This is a genomic window from Pelomonas aquatica, assembly GCF_026712205.1.
In the GTDB taxonomy this organism is placed as follows: Bacteria; Pseudomonadota; Gammaproteobacteria; order Burkholderiales; family Burkholderiaceae_C; genus Pelomonas; species Pelomonas aquatica.
Genome location: NZ_JAPPUW010000012.1, coordinates 72,760 through 91,289, shown reverse-complemented (window position 1 = coordinate 91,289; position 18,530 = coordinate 72,760). Strand labels below are relative to the sequence as shown.

At 70.0% G+C, this 18,530-nt stretch carries 18 protein-coding genes; 7 read left to right on the top strand and 11 right to left on the bottom strand.

Annotation, left to right across the window (positions count from 1 at the left end):
* Positions 1-29: 29 nt before the first annotated feature.
* From glnA to ntrC, 4 genes are all read left to right on the top strand, one after another.
* Complete coding sequence (gene glnA / locus NYP07_RS14310; RefSeq protein WP_268151579.1) at positions 30-1,445, top strand: type I glutamate--ammonia ligase; 1,416 nt, start codon at positions 30-32, stop codon at positions 1,443-1,445.
* Between the two features lie 99 nt (positions 1,446-1,544).
* Positions 1,545-2,033 (top strand): hypothetical protein, encoded by a 489-nt coding sequence (locus NYP07_RS14305; protein ID WP_268151577.1) that lies wholly within the window; start codon positions 1,545-1,547, stop codon positions 2,031-2,033.
* Positions 2,034-2,059: 26 nt separating this feature from the next.
* Positions 2,060-3,166 carry a nitrogen regulation protein NR(II) gene (glnL, locus tag NYP07_RS14300; protein WP_268151575.1) on the top strand — a complete coding sequence of 369 codons (1,107 nt, stop codon included), beginning with the start codon at positions 2,060-2,062 and terminating at the stop codon, positions 3,164-3,166.
* A gap of 33 nt (positions 3,167-3,199) precedes the next feature.
* A complete protein-coding gene (ntrC, locus tag NYP07_RS14295) occupies positions 3,200-4,681 on the top strand; it encodes a nitrogen regulation protein NR(I) (protein WP_268151573.1) in 1,482 nt (493 codons plus the stop codon).
* 81 nt (positions 4,682-4,762) lie between these two features.
* On the opposite strand, the gene NYP07_RS14290 is transcribed toward ntrC, so the two are convergent.
* The 5 genes from NYP07_RS14290 to NYP07_RS14270 form a co-directional block, all read right to left on the bottom strand.
* Entirely contained in the window at positions 4,763-5,989 is a 1,227-nt protein-coding gene (locus NYP07_RS14290) for a PP2C family protein-serine/threonine phosphatase (RefSeq protein ID WP_268151572.1), read from the bottom strand.
* Between the two features lie 130 nt (positions 5,990-6,119).
* On the bottom strand, positions 6,120-6,551 hold the full coding sequence (locus tag NYP07_RS14285; protein WP_268151570.1) for a formate/nitrite transporter family protein: 432 nt from the start codon (positions 6,549-6,551) through the stop codon (positions 6,120-6,122).
* Positions 6,552-6,570: 19 nt separating this feature from the next.
* Positions 6,571-6,894, bottom strand: a complete 324-nt coding sequence (gene nirD / locus NYP07_RS14280; RefSeq protein WP_268151568.1) for a nitrite reductase small subunit NirD — start codon at positions 6,892-6,894, stop codon at positions 6,571-6,573.
* Positions 6,895-6,908: 14 nt separating this feature from the next.
* Positions 6,909-9,428, bottom strand: coding sequence for a nitrite reductase large subunit NirB (nirB, locus tag NYP07_RS14275; RefSeq protein ID WP_268151566.1), 2,520 nt, complete (start codon positions 9,426-9,428; stop codon positions 6,909-6,911).
* 267 nt (positions 9,429-9,695) lie between these two features.
* The gene (locus tag NYP07_RS14270) at positions 9,696-10,652 is read right to left on the bottom strand and encodes an MBL fold metallo-hydrolase (RefSeq protein WP_268151564.1); all 957 of its coding nucleotides are present in this window, start codon (positions 10,650-10,652) and stop codon (positions 9,696-9,698) included.
* Positions 10,653-10,700: 48 nt separating this feature from the next.
* Between NYP07_RS14270 and def the strand changes: the two genes are divergently transcribed.
* A complete protein-coding gene (gene def, locus NYP07_RS14265; protein ID WP_268151562.1) occupies positions 10,701-11,237 on the top strand; it encodes a peptide deformylase in 537 nt (178 codons plus the stop codon).
* 69 nt (positions 11,238-11,306) lie between these two features.
* A complete protein-coding gene (locus NYP07_RS14260) occupies positions 11,307-13,196 on the top strand; it encodes a DUF6600 domain-containing protein (protein ID WP_268151560.1) in 1,890 nt (629 codons plus the stop codon).
* Between the two features lie 3 nt (positions 13,197-13,199).
* Here NYP07_RS14260 and NYP07_RS14255 read toward each other — a convergent pair whose 3' ends face one another.
* Positions 13,200-13,847, bottom strand: coding sequence for an arylesterase (locus NYP07_RS14255; protein WP_268151558.1), 648 nt, complete (start codon positions 13,845-13,847; stop codon positions 13,200-13,202).
* Here NYP07_RS14255 and NYP07_RS14250 point away from each other — a divergent pair.
* The gene (locus NYP07_RS14250) at positions 13,846-14,517 is read left to right on the top strand and encodes an ABC transporter ATP-binding protein (protein WP_268151556.1); all 672 of its coding nucleotides are present in this window, start codon (positions 13,846-13,848) and stop codon (positions 14,515-14,517) included. The two genes, NYP07_RS14255 and NYP07_RS14250, sit on opposite strands and share 2 nt — an antisense overlap.
* A gap of 152 nt (positions 14,518-14,669) precedes the next feature.
* On the opposite strand, the gene NYP07_RS14245 is transcribed toward NYP07_RS14250, so the two are convergent.
* The 5 genes from NYP07_RS14245 to NYP07_RS14225 form a co-directional block, all read right to left on the bottom strand.
* Positions 14,670-15,473 (bottom strand): foldase protein PrsA, encoded by an 804-nt coding sequence (locus NYP07_RS14245; RefSeq protein ID WP_268151554.1) that lies wholly within the window; start codon positions 15,471-15,473, stop codon positions 14,670-14,672.
* Positions 15,474-15,540: 67 nt separating this feature from the next.
* On the bottom strand, positions 15,541-15,801 hold the full coding sequence (locus tag NYP07_RS14240) for a BolA family protein (protein WP_268151552.1): 261 nt from the start codon (positions 15,799-15,801) through the stop codon (positions 15,541-15,543).
* Positions 15,798-16,436 carry a septation protein A gene (locus NYP07_RS14235; protein ID WP_268151550.1) on the bottom strand — a complete coding sequence of 213 codons (639 nt, stop codon included), beginning with the start codon at positions 16,434-16,436 and terminating at the stop codon, positions 15,798-15,800. Before NYP07_RS14235 ends, NYP07_RS14240 begins: the two co-directional genes overlap by 4 nt.
* A 115-nt stretch (positions 16,437-16,551) precedes the next feature.
* Entirely contained in the window at positions 16,552-16,968 is a 417-nt protein-coding gene (gene msrB / locus NYP07_RS14230) for a peptide-methionine (R)-S-oxide reductase MsrB (RefSeq protein ID WP_268151548.1), read from the bottom strand.
* Positions 16,965-18,425: a protein adenylyltransferase SelO gene (locus tag NYP07_RS14225; RefSeq protein ID WP_268151546.1), complete on the bottom strand. Its 1,461-nt coding sequence runs from the start codon at positions 18,423-18,425 to the stop codon at positions 16,965-16,967. Before NYP07_RS14225 ends, msrB begins: the two co-directional genes overlap by 4 nt.
* Positions 18,426-18,530: the final 105 nt, after the last annotated feature.

Genomic DNA, 18,530 nt, shown 5'->3' with positions numbered 1-18,530 from the left:
ACCCCTCTCGATCCCGCTAGGAGCTATTGATGGCCAAGACCGTCGCCGATGTGATGAACATGGTGAAGGAAAACGAAGTCAAGTTCGTCGACTTCCGCTTCACCGACACCCGTGGCAAGGAGCAGCACGTCTCCGTGCCCGTCTCCCATTTCGATGAAGACAAGTTCACGTCGGGTCACGCCTTCGACGGCTCCTCGATCGCCGGCTGGAAGGGCATCGAGGCTTCGGACATGCTGCTGATGCCCGATCCCAACACGGCCAACATCGACCCCTTCTTCGAAGAGCCGACGCTGATCCTGTCCTGCGACGTCGTCGACCCCGCCGACGGCAAGGCCTATGAGCGCGACCCGCGCTCGCTGGCCAAGCGCGCCGAGGCCTATCTGAAGGCCTCCGGCCTGGGCGACACCGCCTACTTCGGCCCCGAGCCCGAGTTCTTCATCTTCGACAGCGTGCGCTGGGGCAATGAGATGTCCGGCTCCTTCTTCAAGATCGAATCGGAAGAGGGCGCCTGGAACTCGTCCAAGGAATACGAGCACGGCAACAGCGGCTACCGCCCCACCGTCAAGGGCGGCTACTTCCCCGTGCCCCCGGTCGACAGCGGCCAGGACATGCGCTCGGAGATGTGCCTGATCCTCGAACAGATGGGCATCCCGGTCGAAGTGCACCACCACGAAGTGGCGAACGCCGGCCAGATGGAGATCGGCACCAAGTTCAGCTCGCTGGTCGAGCGCGCCGACTGGCTGCAGCTGCAGAAGTACATCATCACCAACGTCGCCCACGCCTACGGCAAGACCGCGACCTTCATGCCCAAGCCCCTGGTCGGCGACAACGGCAGCGGCATGCACGTGCATCAGTCCGTGTGGAAGGACGGCAAGAACCTGTTCGCCGGCGACGGCTATGCCGGCCTGAGCGAATTCGCGCTGTACTACATCGGCGGCATCATCAAGCACGCCCGCGCGCTGAACGCCATCACCAACCCCGGCACGAACTCGTACAAGCGCCTGGTGCCCGGCTTCGAAGCCCCGGTGAAGCTGGCCTACTCGGCCAAGAACCGCTCGGCCTCGATCCGCATCCCCTACGTCGGCAACCCCAAGGGCCGCCGCATCGAAGCGCGCTTCCCGGACCCCTCCGCCAACCCCTACCTGGCCTTCGCAGCCCTGCTGATGGCCGGCCTGGACGGCGTGGAGAACAAGATCCACCCGGGCGAAGCCGCCACCAAGGACCTCTACCACCTGCCGCCGGAAGAAGACGCGAAGATCCCGACCGTCTGCCACAGCCTCGACCAGGCGCTGGACTACCTGGACAAGGACCGTGCCTTCCTGACCAAGGGCGGCGTGTTCACCGACTCCTACATCGACGCCTACATCGAGCTGAAGATGCAGGAAGTGACCCGCTTCCGCATGGCCACGCACCCGGTCGAGTTCGACATGTACTACGCGCTGTGATGGCCATGGGCAGCCACTCCGCTGCCGCTGCCATCCCCACCGAAGGGGGCCGCTCGCGCGGCCCCTTTTTTGTTGCACTCCTTCGTACACAATGCCGGCATGCCGAATCGACTTCCTGCCGTCCTGCTCGCGCTGGTGGCTCTGGGCGCGCAAGCCGAGGGCACGGTCTACCGCTGCCCCGGGCCGCCGGTGCTCTACACCGATGCGCTGAGCGCCAAGGAGGCCAGCGAGAAAGGCTGCCGCACCATCGAGGGCACGCCCATCACCGTCATGCAGATGGCCAGGCCGCGCGCCGCCAGCACATCGCCGTCGTCTGCGGAGGGCCGCGGTGCTGAAGGCCGCGTCGACGCCCAGCAGCAGCGCATGCGCGACGACGAGCGCCGCCGCGTGCTGCAGACCGAGCTGCGCTCGGCCGAAGACCGCCTGGCCAGCGCGCAGAAGGAATTCAGCAACGGCCAGGGCGAGCGCCGCGGCGACGAGCGCAACTACCAGAAGTACCTGGACCGCATGGCCGAGCTCAAGGACAACATCACCCGCTACGAGGCCGACGTGCAGGCCCTCAAGCGGGAGATCGCCAAACTCCCCTGAACGTCGGCATGGCGCCGACGTGCGCTATGACTGACATCTCCTTGCTGCCACCCGAGTTCGCCGGACTGGACCTCCTCGCGACCATGGTCGTCGTCGCCCGCGCCGACGGCGAATGCCTGTTCGCCAACGCGGCCTTCGAGAACGTCATGCGGCTGTCGCGCCGCGCCGTGCAGAAGGCCCAGCTGCCCGACTGGTTCGACGACGCCCAGCGCCTGACCGAGACGCTGGACGGCGTGGCCGCCAACCACTACTCCAGCAGCCGCTTCGACGCGCTGCTGCGCCGCGGCGCCTGGGCCCATGAGGACGGCCTGCCGGTGCACGTCATCGTGTCGCAGATGGATGCCGGCGAAGACGGCGAGCCGCGCGTCCTCGTCGAGCTCATCGAGATCGCCCAGCAGGCCCGCCAGGACCGCGACGAGCGCAAGCTCGACCAGGTGCAGGCCACCAAGGAGCTGACGCGCAACCTCGCCCACGAGATCAAGAACCCGCTCGGCGGCATCCGCGGCGCGGCCCAGCTGCTGTCCATGGAGTTGCAGGGCGACAGCGCCGAGCTGCTGGAGTACACCCAGGTCATCGTGCACGAGGTGGACCGCCTGCAGAGCCTCGTCGACCGGCTGCTGGCGCCGCACCGCAAGGCCCAGGTGGTCGGCGACGTCAACATCCACGAGATCTGCGAGCGCGTGCGCTCGCTGGTGCTCATCGAGCATCAGAACTCGAAAGGAGGCCTGCGCATCCTGCGCGACTATGACACTTCGCTGCCCGACTTCCGCGGCGACCGCGAGCAGCTGATCCAGATGGTGCTCAACATCGTGCAGAACGCCGCCCAGGTGCTCGGCCCGCGCATCGCGGCCGGCGACGCCCGCATCACGCTGCGCACCCGCGTCGCGCGGCAGGTCACCATCGGCAAGCAGCGCTGGCGCTTGGCATTGGAATTGCATATCGAGGACAACGGTCCCGGCGTCCCCGCCGAGATCCGGGATCGCATCTTCTTCCCTCTGGTCTCGGGGCGGGAGGGCGGCTCCGGCCTCGGCCTCACGCTCGCGCAGACGATCGCCCAACAGCACCAGGGCATGATCGATTGCGAGAGCGAACCGGGCCTGACGAATTTCCGAATCACGCTGCCGTTGCCCTAACCCACAAAGTCAGGGGCGCGGCCGAGGTACCGCATGAAATCCATCTGGGTTGTTGACGACGACCACTCGATCCGCTTCGTGCTCGAGAAGGCCCTGGCCCGCGAGGGCCTGCCGGTGCGCAGCTTCAGCAATGCGCGCGACATGCTCGCCGCGCTGGACGACGACTCGCCGCAGGTGCTGGTCTCCGACATCCGCATGCCGGGCGGCTCCGGGCTGGAGCTGCTGGCCAAGGTCAAGGCGCGGCTGCCGGCCCTGCCCGTCATCATCATGACGGCCTACTCCGACCTCGACAGCGCCGTGTCGGCCTTCCAGGGCGGTGCCTTCGAATACCTGCCCAAGCCCTTCGACCTGCCGCGCGCCGTCGAGCTGATCCGCCGCGCGCAGGAGGAGAGCCAGCGCGAGGCCGGCGAGCAGGAGGCCGCGGCGCAGGTGCCCGAGATGCTCGGCCAGGCGCCGGCCATGCAGGACGTGTTCCGCGCCATCGGCCGGCTGTCGCAGAGCAATGTCACCGTGCTCATCACCGGCGAAAGCGGCTCGGGCAAGGAGCTGGTCGCGCGCGCTCTGCACAAGCACAGCCCGCGCGGCGAAGGCCCCTTCGTGGCCATCAACACCGCGGCCATCCCCAAGGACCTGCTGGAGAGCGAACTCTTTGGCCACGAGCGCGGCGCCTTCACCGGCGCCCAGGCCTCGCGGCGCGGCCGCTTCGAGCAGGCCGACGGCGGCACCCTCTTCCTCGACGAAATCGGCGACATGCCCTTCGAGCTGCAGACGCGGCTGCTGCGCGTGCTGTCCGACGGCCAGTTCTATCGCGTCGGCGGCCACAGCCCGCTGCGCAGCAATGTGCGCGTCATCGCCGCCACGCACCAGAACCTGGAAGAGCGCGTGCGCCTGGGCGCCTTCCGCGAAGACCTCTTCCACCGCCTCAACGTCATCCGCCTGCGCCTGCCGCCGCTGCGCGAGCGCCGGGAGGACGTGCCCTCGCTGGCCCGCCACTTTCTGCAGCGCAGCGCGACCGAGCTCGGCGTCGAGCCCAAGCGCCTGAGCGACGCGGCGCTGGCCGTGCTGACCCATTTCGAGTTCCCCGGCAACGTTCGCCAACTGGAGAACATCTGCCACTGGCTCAGCGTGATGGCGCCCAGCCAGGTCGTCGAGCCCAAGGACCTGCCGGACGAACTGCAGCCGGGCTATGTCGCCGCGCCGCCCGCCGTGGCCCAGGCCCTGTCGCCTCAGCCGGGGCTGGCCGTGGCGGCACCGGCCGCAGTGCCGACACCTGCCGCGCCCGCCAGCACGAGCAGCGGCGAGGGCTGGCTGGCCGACATGGCCGCCGACGCGCGCGCCCGACTGCTGGCGGGTGAGCCCGACGTCTGGGACGCGCTGACCAAGCGCTTCGAGGCCCAGCTCATCCTGACCGCCCTCGACGTCACCCGCGGTCGCCGCATCGAGGCCGCGCAGAAGCTCGGCATCGGGCGGAACACGATCACGCGCAAGATTCAGGAGCTGGGGCTGGACGTCTGAGTGAGGACCGAGCAGAGGCCCTGCGGACTCTGCGACGCCTCACGAAGGCCGGCCGGCATGCAGGCCGGTTGGCATAACGGCCTATCTGCCAGTTAGGCGCAAGCCAAGCAGCAGCAGCGTCGACAACCCGAACAGCAGCGTCAGCCCGCGCCAGAACAGCAGCGGGTGGCGCTGCTGCAGCGGTGTGCGGCGATGGCGTGTGAATTCGGCGCCCGGCGCTTCGAGGTCGTGCACGAACTCCGACAGCGCCTGCTGGCGCCGCGCGGCGGGCAGGAATTCCATCGCGGTGAACAGGTGCTCGCGGCTCGCCGTTGCCGGCGCGGCCCTGAGCGCATGCGGGCTGTCGACGCGGCGCGCCACCCACTCTTCAAGCGCGAAGCGGTCCAGCTCGCACGCCTGGCCGGCCAGCTCGGCCGACGGCAGCTTGAGCGCCCACTCGCGGCCGCCCGCGTCGACGGCGAGCACGACTTGGCTGCGCGCGCCCACATGCAGCTCACGCACGACGCGATAGCCCTCGAAGTCCTGGCGCGCGGCCAGGTGTGGTGGCAGCTTCAGGCCGTCGCGGCTGACCGCCGGGGCCAGCGCCGTGGGCAGGGCTTCGACGCGGGCCAGCATCACGGTCGCGTTGTCGGGGCTGCCGGCCGCTAGCGCCGCGGCGACGAGGGCCTCGGATGCCGCCTGCAGGCCGGCGCCGCAGCGGGCCAGCACCTCGTGCACGAGGGCCGCGTCCAGGTGTTCGTAGGCGCCGTCGCTGGCCAGCAGGAAGGTCTCGCCGACTTCGGTGGGCCAGCAGGCGTGGTCGACCTCCACATGCGGGCTCACGCCCAGCGCACGGCCCAGACAGGTCTGCCCGTCCATGCGCACGCGGTGGTCCAGGCTGAGCTGTTCCAGCGCGCCGGGATGCAGGCGGTAGACGCGGGTGTCGCCCACATGCAGCAGATGCACCTCGCGGCCCTTGAAGACCAGCGCGCTGAAGCAGCAGACATGGCCGCGGTCCCGGTCGAAGCGGCCGTCGCCGCGCTGGCTCTGGGCATGCAGCCAGGCATTGGTCGCGGCCAGCACGCACTGGGCCGCGCGGTGCACCGTCCAGGCCTCGGAGGTGCCGTAGTAGTCCTCCAGGAAGCCGCGCACGGCGGCGGCGCTGGCGACCTGGCCGACCGCGCTGCTGCTGATGCCGTCGGCAATCGCCAGCGCGATGCCGCGCGAGCGGCGCTGCGCGACGCCGGGCTGCGCGACGCCGTGGAAGTCCTGGTTCAGCGGCTTGCGGCCGGCCTCGGAATGCTGGCCGACCGCGATCCGTAGCGTCATGTCAGTGGCTTTGCCGTGTTGCGGGCCGAGCGCCGGGCCGCTCCCAAGCCGGCCCGCTCTGGCGATGTGTTTGCGGCTCAATGCCGCAAACATCGCCGTCCCCGCGGGGGACCGGCTGGGTGCGCCGCGTTCAGCGAGCGCGACCGGACGAGGGGCTCAGATTCGGTGCGGTCTTGTAGTGCGTCGAGTACAGCGTCAGGCCGACGAAGGTCAGGCCGCCGACGAGGTTGCCGAGCACGGTGGGGATCTCGTTCCAGATCATGTAGTCGGCGATCGTGAACTTGCCGCCCAGCATCAGGCCCGACGGGAACAGGAACGTGTTGACGATGCTGTGCTCGAAGCCCATCAGGTAGAGCAGGATGAAGCCGACCGGGAAGAGCAGGGCGCCGAGCAGCGGGTTGCCGGAGTTGACGTTGACCGACACCGCGAAGGCCGCGGCCAGCGCCAGGATGGCGCCGGCCATGTAGGCGCGGATCAGCGTGTCGCGGGTGGACATCAGCAGCTTGGATTCACCTGCGTCCACCATCCTGGTGACGAACTCGGTGGGGACGACGTAGGCCATGGTTTGCTCCTCTCGCTTTTCAGTTCAAGGCCACCAGCACGCGGCCGTCCCGCACCTGCACGGCATGGGCGCGCACCGACTGCTCGGGCGCCTCCAGGCACTCGCCGGTGCTGAGGTCGAAGTGGTTCTTGTAGAGCGGCGACGCGACGACGATGCGCTCGCCCAGGTTGCCCACGAGGCCGCGGGCCAGCACGCTGGCGCCGGAGCGCGGGTCGATGTTGTCGATGGCGTGGAAGCGTTCGGCGCCGATGCGGAACACGGCCACATGGCGGTCGTCGACGCGGGCCGCGACGCCGGTGTCGGGCAGGATGTCGTCGATGCGGCAGACGGGGGTGTAGGTCATGGTTGCTGCTCCATTCAAACGGTGGCTTCGTCGCGTTCCTCGGCGCGCGCGGGCCGGATCTGGCCGCGCTCCTTCACGAACACGATCTGCTCGTCGGGCGTCTCGCTGTTGACGAAGGAACGGAAGCGTTGGCGCACCTCGGGCGTCGTGACGGCGGTCTTCCATTCGCACTGGTAGCTGTCGACGACGGCCTGCATCTGCGCCTCCAGCTCGGCGGCGAGGCCCAGGCTGTCCTGGATCAGCACGTCCTTCAGATAGCCCAGGCCGCCTTCGAGGTTGTCGCGCCAGGTGCTGGTGCGCTGCAGGCGGTCGGCCGTGCGCACATAGAACATCAGGAAGCGGTCGATGGTGCGGATCAGGTCGGCCTTGCTCAGGTCGCCGGCGATCAGCTCGGCGTGGCGGGGCTTCATGCCGCCGTTGCCGCAGACGTAGAGGTTCCAGCCCTTGTCGGTCGCGATGACGCCGACGTCCTTGCCCTGGGCCTCGGCGCATTCGCGCGTGCAGCCGGACACGCCGAACTTGATCTTGTGCGGCGCGCGCAGGCCCTTGTAGCGGTTCTCCAGCTCGACGGCCAGGCCCACCGAGTCGTCCACGCCGTAGCGGCACCAGGTGCTGCCCACGCAGCTCTTCACGGTGCGCAGCGCCTTGCCATAGGCATGGCCGCTCTCGAAGCCGGCCGCGATCAGCTCTTCCCAGATGAAGGGCAACTGCTCGACGCGGGCACCGAACATGTCCACGCGCGCGCCGCCGGTGATCTTGGTGTAGAGGCCGTACTTCTTCGCGACCTGGCCGACCGCGATCAGGCCCTCGGGCGTGACCTCGCCGCCCGGCATGCGCGGCACGACGGAGTAGCTGCCGTCCTTCTGGATGTTGCCGAGGTAGTAGTCGTTGCTGTCCTGCAGGCTGGCCAGCTCGGGTTCCAGCACGAAGGCGTTCCAGCAGGACGCGAAGATGCTGGCGGCCGCCGGCTTGCAGATGTCGCAGCCCAGGCCCTTGCCGTGCTTGCCGAGCAGCTCGCCGAAGGTCTTGATGCCGCCGACGCGCACGAGGTGGTAGAGCTGCTGGCGCGAATGCGGGAAATGCTCGCAGAGGTGGTTGTTCACCGCCATGCCGCGCTTGGACATTTCCAGCTTCATGACCTGGGTCACCAGGGGCACGCAGCCGCCGCAGGTGGCGCCCGCCTTGGTGCAGGCCTTGATGTCGCCGATGCTGGCGCAGCCTTCGCCCACGGCCGCGCAGATCTGGCCCTTGGTGACGTTGTTGCAGGAACAGAGCTGGGCGGTGTCGGGCAGCGCGTCGGGGCCGATGGCGGCCTTGGCCTTGCCGTCGCTGCTCGGCAGGATCAGGAACTCGGGGTCGGCCGGCAGCCTGATGCCGTTCAGCGCCATCTGCAGCAGCGTGCCGTACTCGGCCGCGTCGCCCACCAGCACGGCGCCGAGCAGCTTCCCGCCGTCCTCGCTGACGACGATCTTCTTGTAGACCTGCTTGCGCTCGTCGACGTACTGGTAGCTGCGGCACTTGGGCGTCTTGCCGTGGGCGTCGCCGATGCTGGCCACGTCCACGCCCATGAGCTTGAGCTTGGTGCTGAGGTCGGCGCCGGGGAAGGCGGCCTCGGCCTCGCCGGCGATGTGGCGGGCGGCCACGCGCGCCATCTCGTAGCCGGGCGCGACGAGGCCATAGGTCTGCTCGTTCCACGACGCGACCTCGCCGATGGCGTAGACGTTGCGGTCGCTCGTGCGGCAGTGGTCGTCGATGACGACGCCGCCGCGCGGGCCCGTGGCCAGCACGCACTGGCGGGCCAGCTCGTCGCGCGGGCGGATGCCGGCGGAGAACACCAGCATGTCGGTCTCCAGCCAGCTGCCGTCGGTGAAGACGAGGCGGTGGCGGGCCGCCGCGCCGTCGGTGATCTCGACCGTGTTGCGGCTGGTGTGGACCTGGACGCTGAGCGCCTCGATCTTCTCGCGCAGCACGCGGCCGCCGGTCTCGTCGATCTGCACCGCCATCAGCCGCGGCGCGAACTCGACGACGTGGGTCTGCAGGCCCATGTCGCGCAGCGCCTTCGCGCATTCCAGCCCCAGCAGGCCGCCGCCGATGACGACGCCGCTCTTGGAGACCTTGCCGCTGGCCTGCATGCCCTCCAGGTCCTCGATGGTGCGGTAGACGTGGCAGTGCGGCCGGTCGCGCCCCGGCACGGACGGCACGAAGGGGTAGGAGCCGGTGGCGATGACCAGCTTGTCGTAGGGGATGACCTCGCCGTCGGCGAGCTTGAGCGTGTGGTCGCGCCTCTCGATGGACACGACCTTGGCGCCCAGGCGCAGCCTGAAGCCGGTCTTCTCGAAGAAGCCGGCGGGCACCAGGGACAGGTCCTCGGCCGACTTGCCCGAGAAGAACTCGGACAGGTGCACGCGGTCGTAGGCCGGGCGCGGCTCCTCGCACAGCACGGTCACCTGCACGTCGGCGGCGGCCGGGCCGTCCGCGAGGGATTCGAGAAATTTCTGGCCCACCATTCCGTGGCCGATGAGGACGATGTGCATGGTCAGTTTGGCTAGGCAGGCCGGAGCCACCAGTAGGAAGGCCCCGTCGGCAGCTGTCTGCTCGCGGGGCCTGAGAGGAGTCGCGCCGTTGCGCTGGGTCGCCGCCGTTGGCGATGGGATCGGATGGGCGGCGGCTCGCGCGCGCCGCCCAACCCAGGCAGCGCAAGAGGCGTGCCAGCGTCCCGCCACGGCATGGGGCGGGTCAGGGTGGGTTTGCGGCACTGCGGCGGTGCGGCGGCGCGCACCGGGGCGGGGCGGGGCGCCCCGTCAGCGGGCTGGACGATCCAACCAGACTTCCAGGCCTTGCGCGTTCAGCTCGGCGTCCAGCGCCAGCCAATCCGCGGCATCGGCACCGGCCGCATGGCCGTGGGCGCGCAGCCGCGCGAGATAGTCGTCCAGCAGCCCGGCCTTCAGCCGTTCGTGCCGGTCCGGTGCGGCGCGCAGCGATTCGGCCAGCGCGACCATTTCGTCCACCTGGTCCAGCATCAGGGCGGCCAGGCGCTTCACTTCGTCCACGCTGCAGCCGATGCGGCCGTAGTGCGTGACCTGCATGGCCACCGGCCCGGCGGCCAGCAGCCGCGCGACGGTGGCCTTGAGCGCGTCGGGTTCGAACTGCACCGGCGTGCTGGTCGGCAGCACCCACGCGCGGCCGTCGACGTCGAAGGCGCGGTAGGACAGGCCGAAGGTGTCGCCCGTGAACCAGCTGCGGCTGCGTTCGTCCCAGATCGCGTGGTGGTGCCTGGCGTGGCCGGGGCTGTCGATGAGGCGCAGCGGCCGGCCGGCCAGCATCAGCAGCTGTTCGTCGTGGCTGGCCTCGGCGCGTTCGGCCGGCACCGGCACCAGCTTGCCGTAGCTGCGCTGCATCTCCTCCTCGCCGTAGACGGCCAGCGCGCCCAGCCACAGCGCCTTGGGGTCGACCATATGGCGCAGGCCGCGCGGGTGGACCAGCGCGCGGGCCTTGGGCAGGGACTGCATCAGCAGGCCCACGCCGCCGGCATGGTCCAGGTGCACATGGGTCGGGATGACCCAGTCGACCGCCTCGGGCGCCAGGCCCAGCGCGGCCAGGGCGGCCAGCAGGCGCGGCACCGCGTGGTTGGTGCCGGTGTCGACGAAGGCTGCGCGGCCGTTCTCGACGATCAGATAGGCCGCGTCGAAGCGCGGGCGCTGGAAGCCGGTGTCGATGGCGTAGATGCCGTGGCCGAGGTCTTCGAGAAAGTCGGGCATAGGGAGGATTTCTAGAATCGGCCCGCACGATAGCCGAAGGAGGCCCGCTTGGCCGTTCACGAGATTCTGAAGATGGGCGACCCGCGCCTGCTGCGCGTCGCCCAGCCGGTGGCCGAGTTCGGCACGCCCGGGCTGAAGGCGCTGATCGCCGACATGTTCGAAACCATGGCCGCCGCCAGCGGCGCCGGCCTCGCGGCGCCGCAGATCGGCGTGGACCTGCGCCTGGTCATCTTCGGCTACGCGAAGAACCCGCGCTACCCGGATGCGCCGCCGGTGCCGCCGACCGTGCTGATCAACCCGGTCATCGAGGTGCTGGAGGGCGGTCGCAGCGAGGGCTGGGAGGGCTGCCTGTCGGTGCCGGGCCTGCGCGGCGTCGTCGAGCGCGACGAGCGCATCCGCTACACCGGCTTCGACGCCGACGGCCAGCCCATAGCCCGCATCGCCGAGGGCTTCCATGCCCGCGTCGTGCAGCACGAGTGCGACCACCTGGACGGCATCCTCTACCCGATGCGCGTCACCGACTTCAGCCGCTTCGGCTACACGTCCGTGCTGTTTCCCGAACTCGATCCCGCCGCGGACGACTGACTTTGTAAGCGGCGTCCACCGACCGGGCGCCCCGCGCGTTAGCGTGCGGTAAAGGAGCATCGGCTCATCATGAACACGTCCACCGAATCCAGGCTCGTGCTGACCCGCCGCCACTGGCGCGTGCTGGCGCTGGCCCTGCTGGTCGCCATCGCGCCGGCCGCCAAGGCCCAGGACGCCGACCGCGACCCGCCCGCGCGCGCCGCGCGCGTCGTCAGCGTCGTCGGCGATGCCTGGCTGTTCGACCACGAGAACCGCGAATGGACGCGGCTGGCGCGCAACCAGACGGTGGCCGAGGGCGACCGCGTGCGCACCGACGACCGCGCCCGCCTCCGCCTGCGCGTCGGCTCGACGACGATCTGGGTCGACGAGCGCAGCGACCTGGCGCTGAGCCAGCTCGACGAGGGCCAGACCCTGCTGGACATCGACCGGGGCGAGGTCGCCGTGCGGCTGCGCAGCGTCGAGAACGCGATGGAGACGCGGCTGCGCACCCGCGAGGGCACGGCCCGGCCCGAGCGCGAGGGCCTGTACCGCGTGGAGCAGCTCGACCGCGGCAGCAAGGCCTATGTCTGGCAGGGGCGGCTGCGCTTCGACTGGGCGCGCGGCGCCGACCCGGTCTGGGTTGGCACCGGCGAGCAGATCGAGTTCTGGTGGCCCGACGGCCCGCGCGCCGAGCGTGGCCCGTTGTACGGCGACGGCTTCGGCGACTGGGTGTTGGGCGAGAGCCGCGACGAGGGCGACCGGCCCGTGGCCCGCTATGTGTCGCCTGAGATGACGGGCGCCGAGGACCTGGACCGCTACGGCCGCTGGGAGGCCTCGCCCGACTACGGCACCGTCTGGATCCCGACCACCCTCATCGTCGCCGACTGGGCGCCCTACCGCTATGGCCACTGGGTCTGGTCGCGCCACTGGGGCTGGACCTGGGTGGACGACGCACCCTGGGGCTTCGCGCCCTTCCACTACGGCCGCTGGGTCAGCTGGGGCGGGCACTGGTGCTGGGCGCCGGGGCCCTATGTGCACCGCCCGGTCTACGCGCCGGCCCTGGTCGGCTGGGTGGGTGGGCCGACGGTCAGCGTCGGCATCAGCATCGGCTTTGGCGGCCCCCCAGCGCCGCCGAGCTATGGCTGGTATCCGCTGGCGCCGCGCGAGGTCTACATGCCCTCCTACTACCACAGCCCGCGCTATGTGAGCCGCATCAACGACCCGCGCGATCTGCGCGACCCCGTCACCGTGCAGCGCCCCAACCGCTACCGCGACGTGCCGATGGCCGTCAGCATGCTGCCAGGGCCGGGCGCGGCCATCCAGCCCATGCCCGTGCGCGGCCCCGATCGCAAGGCCGAGCCCGGCTGGGCCCGGCCGCTGCCGGCCGCGCCCGGCCGCGGCGACCTGGCGGCCATGCTGCCCGTGGCGCCGACACGCCCGGCCGAGCCCGAGCGGCGTGCATGGCCGCGCGGCCCCGAGGCCGGCGCGGCGGGCCAGACGCCGCTGCGCCGCGACAACAACAACCCGCACGGGTTCGAGCCACGGCTGCCCGCGCCGGCCGTCGTGCCGCAGCCCCAGCAGCCCGTGCAGCCGGCCCAGCCGCGCCCGAGCATCGAGCAGCCGCAGCGCGGCGACGGCAACCTGCCGTGGCGGGCCCAGCAGCAGCGCGAGGAGCAGCAACGACGCGAGGACGTGCAGCAGCGCCAGCAGGAGCAGCAGCAGCGTCGCGACGAGATGCAGCAACGCCAGCGTTGGGAAGAACAGCAGCGCCAGCAGGAGACGCAGCGTCGCGTGCCGCAGATGGAGCCCCAGCGCATGCCCGAGCCGCCGCGGGTTCAGGTGCCTGCACCCCAGCCGCAACCGCAGCAGCCCCAGGTCCAGCAGCGTGCCCAGCAGCGCGACGAAGGCCCGCAGCGCGGCCGGCAGGACGGCCCGCATCAGGACCGGCGCGACGACCGGCAGAAGCAGAACGACAGGTGAGGCTTACAGCAGCGGCCTGAGCGCCGGCCAGACGTTGTCCAGCATCAGCGGGTGGGCCTTGGCCAGTGGGTGGATGCGGTCCGGCTGGAACCAGTCCATCGCGTCCGCGCGGTCGGCCACGCCCTTCAGCAGGAAGGGCACGAGGCCGGCATGGGCCTGCCGCGCGACCTGCTCGAACAGGCCGACGAACTCCTTGCCGTAGGCCGCGCCGTAGTTGGGCGGCACCTGCATGCCGACGACGACCAGCCGGGCCGCGGCGTCCTGCACCGCGCGGGCCATGGCGAGCAGGTTGTCGCGCGTGCTGGCCAGCGGCAGGCCGCGCAGCGCGTCGTTGCCCCCCAGCTCGACGATGACGATGGCCGGCCGGTGCGCGCGCAGCGCCGCGGGCAGGCGGCTGCGGCCGCCGGCCGTCGTGTCGCCGCTGATGCTGGCGTTGACGACGCGATGCGGCTTCTTCTGCTCGGCCAGGCGCTTCTGCAGCAGGGCCACCCAGCCGTCGCCGGGCTTCAGGCCGTACTCGGCCGACAGGCTGTCGCCGACGACGAGGACGACCGGTGCGTCGGCCGCAGCCGCGGCAGGCCCCGCGCTCCAGGCGGCGGCGACCCCCAGGCTAAAGTGCGCCACCCAAGTCCGCCGCCGCAGTCCCGACATGCCCGAAGCCCTTGTCCAAGTTGATCGAATCACCAAGCGCGTGCGCGACGCCACCGGGGAGCTGACGATTCTGCATGACATCGGCTTCGAGCTGACCGCGCGCGAGCCGGTCGCCATCGTCGGCGCCTCGGGCTCGGGCAAGAGCACGCTGCTGGCCATCCTGGCGGGCCTGGACACGCCCAGCGACGGCACGGTCAGGCTGCGCGGCCAGGACCTGTTCGCGCTCGACGAGGACGAGCGCGCGGCCGTGCGGGCGCGCGAGCTGGGCTTCGTGTTCCAGAGCTTCCAGCTGCTGCCCAACCTGACGGCGCTGGAGAACGTGATGCTGCCGCTGGAGCTGCGCGGCACGCGCGACGCGCGCGAGCAGGCCAGTGCGATGCTGGCCTGCGTGGGCCTGGGCGAGCGCCTCGGCCACTACCCGCGCGTGCTGTCCGGCGGCGAGCAGCAGCGCGTGGCGCTGGCGCGTGCCTTCGTGCTGCGCCCGGCCCTGCTGCTGGCCGACGAACCCACCGGCAGCCTCGACTTCGCGACCGGCGCCGCCGTGATGGAACTGATGTTCGAGCTCAACCGCGAGGCCGGCACGACGCTGGTGCTGGTCACCCACGACCGCGAGATCGCGGCGCGCTGCGAGCGGCAGCTGCGCATCGAGGCCGGGCAGTTGGTGGCATGAAGCAAAAAAGCCTGTCGGCATGACCCGACAGGCTTGATAGGTGCTGCCATCAGGCAGCCACCGCCCCTCCAGCGGCAGCCGTGGAACTGGCTCTGCCAGGCCACTGGCTGCGCCCCCTTGAGGGGGAGGCGCGAAGCGCCTTCGGGGGGGGCTTATTTCGCGAAGGTGTAGTCGGTCTTGGCCTTCTTGATCAGGCCTTCCTGGAACTCGGCCATCTTCTGCTGCTCGATGCGCTGCTTGATCTGGGCCTTGACGTCGTCGAAGGCCGGGAAGGTGGCGGCGCGGATGTCTTCGAGCTTGATGATGTGGTAGCCGAACTGGCTCTTCACCGGCTCCTGCGTCATCTCGCCCTTCTGCAGCGCGGTCATGGCCTTGCTGAACTCGGGCACGAAGTTGTTCGGGTTGGCGAAGTCCAGGTCGCCACCGTTGGCGGCGGAGCCGGTGTCCTTGGAGTTCTTCTTGGCCAGTTCCTCGAAGCTGGCGCCGCCCTTGATCTGGGCGATCAGGGCCTTGGCGTCTTCTTCCTTCTCGACCAGGATGTGGCGGGCGCGGTATTCGTTGGTCGGGTTGCTGGCCTTGAACTTGTCGTACTCGGCCTGGGCGTCGGCGTCGGAGACGGGGTTCTTGGCGCGGAAGTCTTCCATCAGGCCGCGGATCAGCAGCATCTGGCGGGCCAGTTCCATCTGGGCCTTGAAGTCGGCGGTCTGGGGCACGCCTCGCTGCTCGGCGGCCTGCATGAAGATCTCGCGGCGGACGACCTCGTCCTTGACCTGGGCTTCCAGTTCGGGCGAGCGCTGCTGCTGGCCGCTCTTGGTGACCTGCTGGATCAGCGTCTCGACGCGCGCCTTGGGCACGGGCTTGCCGTTGACGGTGGCGACGTTCTGCGCAGTTGCGGCAGCCGGCAGCAGGGCCGAGATGGTGGCCGCGACGACGGCGGCGAGCGCAAACTTCTTCATGGAGTGGGGTATGGCAGGTAAAAAAATCGCGCCCGGAACGGGGCGCGCGGTTCGGTTGCGCTTGACCTCAGGGTTCGCCCGGGGCTCGCGCATCGATGGTCAGCGCATGAATGCCGCGCTGCATCAGGTCGGACAAACAATGATAAACGAGGCGGTGGCGGGCCAAGCGTTGCAGGCCAGTAAAGCGCGCGGAGACGACAAGCACATGAAAATGCCCGCCCTCGCGGGCGCCGGCGTGGCCGGCATGCTGGGCGCTGTCGTCGCGCAGGCTGAAGGCCAGCGGTGCCAGTTCGGCACGCAGCCGCGCCTCGATCTCGGTGGCGATCATGATTCCCTGCTGCTCTCGTCGGCCTCGGGCAGGTGCTTGCCCAGGTAGAGGCCCTGGGCCAGCGTGAACAGCACGATGAGGCCGGTCACGCCGAAGACCTTGAAATTGGCCCAGGCCGAGGTCGAGAAGTTGTAGGCCACGTAGAGGTTGAGCACGCCCATGGCCGCGAAGAACAGCACCCAGGCGCGGTTGAGCTTGAGCCAGACGGCGTCGGGCAGCTGCAACTCGGCGCCCAGCATGGACTGGATCAGGTTCTTGCCGAACCAGGCCTGCGACACCCACAGCGCCAGCGCCATCGCCCAGTACAGGCCGGTGGGCTTCCACTTGATGAAGGTCTCGTTGTGGAACCAGACCGTGGCCGCGCCGAGGGTGACGACGAGCACGAGGCTGATCCACAGCATCAGGTCGATCTTCCTGCCGCGCAGCTTCAGCAAGGCGGCCTGGGCCAGCGTGGCCACCATGACGACCAGCGTCGCCAGCAGCACCGGCGCCTCCTGGGCGCCGACGACGCCGCCGGAAACGAGGAAGCCGAAGTGCTCGGTCGCGAACGCGGCCGCCGCGTCGGCATGCCCTTCGGCGCCCTTGAAGACGACGAAGAAAAGAATCAGCGGCAGGAAATCGAGCAGGAGTTTCATTTCACGGGCGTTGCCGAAGCGGAGTGCATTTCCGAGCAACTGCCGCGGAACCGGCTTTGCCGGGCCGCTGGCAGTGCCCCCTTGAGGGGGCCGGCGAAGCCGCTAGGGGGGTGGGCTAATTCTCGCCGACGAAGTCGATGGCCGCCGAGTTGATGCAATAGCGCTCGCCGGTGGGCTCGGGGCCGTCGGGGAAGACATGGCCCAGATGGCTGCCGCATTTGTTGCAGCGCACCTCGATGCGCACCATGCCGTGGCTGCGGTCGACGATGCGTTCGATGACCTCGCTGTTGACCGGCGCCCAGTAGCTGGGCCAGCCGCAGCCGGCGTCGAACTTGGTGGCGGACTCGAACAGCGGCGTGCCGCAGCCGATGCAGTGGTAGCGGCCGTCCTTGAAATGGTCCCAGTATTTGCCGGTGAAGGCGCGCTCGGTGGCGGCGTGCCGCGCGACCTGGTATTGCATCGCGTCCAGCTGTTCGCGCCATTCGGCGTCGGTCTTCTGGACGGGGTAGGGCTTGGAGGTGTCGTGGCTCATGATGAACAGGAGACTTCGAGGGCTTGAGCCCAGTCGGGCGGCAGGGCCGCGTCGCCGGGGAGAGCAGGTTCGTCGAACGGGCGGCCCAGAACTTTCAGCAGCCGCTCGATCTCCGTGAAATCGCCGTCCCGGGCCGCGCGGATCGCGCCCTCGGCGAGATGGTTGCGCAGCACGACGGCCGGGTTGACGGCCAGCATGCGGGCCTCGGCATCGGGCGCCGTGCGCGCGCGCCAGCGCGCCAGCCAAGCGTCCAGCGCCTCGCGGTCGATGAAGAGGTCGCGCAGCGGCTCGGGTGTCGACAAGGCCCGCGACAGGCGGCGAAAGCTGAGCGTGAAGTCGGCGCGTGAGGCCGCCATCAGCTTCAGGAAGTCGTCGGCCAGCGCCTGGTCGCCCTGCTGCTCGCCGTCCAGGCCGAGCTTGGCGCGCATGCGGCCGAGCATCTGGCCGGCGAAGCGCTCGCGGTAGGCCTCGACGGCCTCCAGCAGCCTCTCGGTCGAGGCCTCGGTGTCCTTCTCTGAATCGATGGGCAGCAGCGGCAGCAGGGCCTGCGCGAGCGCATGCAGGTTCCAGAACGCGACGGCCGGCTGGCGGGCATAGGCATAGCGGCCGCGGTCATCGCTGTGGTTGCAGACATGGCCGGGGTCGAAGCCGTCCATGAAGCCGAAGGGGCCGTAGTCCAGCGTCAGGCCGAGCATGGACATGTTGTCGGTGTTCATCACGCCGTGGCAGAAGCCGACGGCCTGCCAGTGTGCGATCAGGTCGGCCGTCTGCAGCGCGACCTTGCGCAGCAGCGCCACGGCGGGTTCGGGGGCGTCGGCGCATTCGGGCGCATGGTGGGCGATGAACCAGTCGGTCAGGCGGCGCAGCGCATCGAGCTGCTGGTGGTGGGCGAAGTGCTCGAAATGGCCGAAGCGGACGAAGCTGGGCGCGACGCGCGTGACGATGGCTGCCGTTTCCACGCTCTCGCGGATGACGGGCAGGCGCGAGCCGGTGATGCACAGCGCCCGCGTCGTCGGCACGCCGAGCGCCGCCATCGCCTCCGAGCACAGGAACTCGCGGATGGACGAGCGCAGCACCGCGCGGCCGTCGCCGCGGCGGGAGTAGGGCGTCAGGCCGCCGCCCTTGATCTGCAGCTCCTGCGGGCCGGCGGGGCTGTCGACCTCGCCCAGCCACAGCGCGCGGCCGTCGCCCAGCTGGCCGGCCCAGACGCCGAACTGGTGGCCGCTGTAGACGCCCGCAAGCGGCCGCATGCCGGGCCAGGCCGCATTGCCGGCAAAGACATCGAGGGCCGTTGGCCACTGCGGCCATTCGGCCGGCCAGCCCAGCATTTCGGCACAGGCCGGGCTGCGCGCCACCCAGTGCGGGTCGGGCAGGCCCTGGGCCGGCAGTTCGGTGAAGAAGTCCGGCCCCAGCGACGCGAAGCGGTTGGCCCAGGCGAGGCCGTCGAGCGGTGTCATCGCAGCAGTTTAGTGAGGGGGTCTTGCACCCTGCTCGCCTGGGTGTTTCCCCGGGGGAGAAGGGTCGCGGTTGTGACGCACGGGCCTGCAGCGCGAGGACTAGAC

Coding starts and splice junctions, on each gene's coding strand:
- NYP07_RS14245 (WP_268151554.1), bottom strand. CDS start 15,473: ATGAAGAAGTTTGCGCTCGCCGCCGTCGTCGCGGCCACCATCTCGGCC.
- glnA (WP_268151579.1), top strand. CDS start 30: ATGGCCAAGACCGTCGCCGATGTGATGAACATGGTGAAGGAAAACGAA.
- NYP07_RS14240 (WP_268151552.1), bottom strand. CDS start 15,801: ATGATCGCCACCGAGATCGAGGCGCGGCTGCGTGCCGAACTGGCACCG.
- glnL (WP_268151575.1), top strand. CDS start 2,060: ATGACTGACATCTCCTTGCTGCCACCCGAGTTCGCCGGACTGGACCTC.
- nirB (WP_268151566.1), bottom strand. CDS start 9,428: ATGCACATCGTCCTCATCGGCCACGGAATGGTGGGCCAGAAATTTCTC.
- NYP07_RS14305 (WP_268151577.1), top strand. CDS start 1,545: ATGCCGAATCGACTTCCTGCCGTCCTGCTCGCGCTGGTGGCTCTGGGC.
- NYP07_RS14255 (WP_268151558.1), bottom strand. CDS start 13,847: ATGTCGGGACTGCGGCGGCGGACTTGGGTGGCGCACTTTAGCCTGGGG.
- NYP07_RS14285 (WP_268151570.1), bottom strand. CDS start 6,551: ATGGCCTACGTCGTCCCCACCGAGTTCGTCACCAGGATGGTGGACGCA.
- NYP07_RS14225 (WP_268151546.1), bottom strand. CDS start 18,425: ATGACACCGCTCGACGGCCTCGCCTGGGCCAACCGCTTCGCGTCGCTG.
- NYP07_RS14235 (WP_268151550.1), bottom strand. CDS start 16,436: ATGAAACTCCTGCTCGATTTCCTGCCGCTGATTCTTTTCTTCGTCGTC.
- nirD (WP_268151568.1), bottom strand. CDS start 6,894: ATGACCTACACCCCCGTCTGCCGCATCGACGACATCCTGCCCGACACC.
- NYP07_RS14270 (WP_268151564.1), bottom strand. CDS start 10,652: ATGCCCGACTTTCTCGAAGACCTCGGCCACGGCATCTACGCCATCGAC.
- NYP07_RS14260 (WP_268151560.1), top strand. CDS start 11,307: ATGAACACGTCCACCGAATCCAGGCTCGTGCTGACCCGCCGCCACTGG.
- ntrC (WP_268151573.1), top strand. CDS start 3,200: ATGAAATCCATCTGGGTTGTTGACGACGACCACTCGATCCGCTTCGTG.
- NYP07_RS14250 (WP_268151556.1), top strand. CDS start 13,846: ATGCCCGAAGCCCTTGTCCAAGTTGATCGAATCACCAAGCGCGTGCGC.
- msrB (WP_268151548.1), bottom strand. CDS start 16,968: ATGAGCCACGACACCTCCAAGCCCTACCCCGTCCAGAAGACCGACGCC.
- NYP07_RS14290 (WP_268151572.1), bottom strand. CDS start 5,989: ATGACGCTACGGATCGCGGTCGGCCAGCATTCCGAGGCCGGCCGCAAG.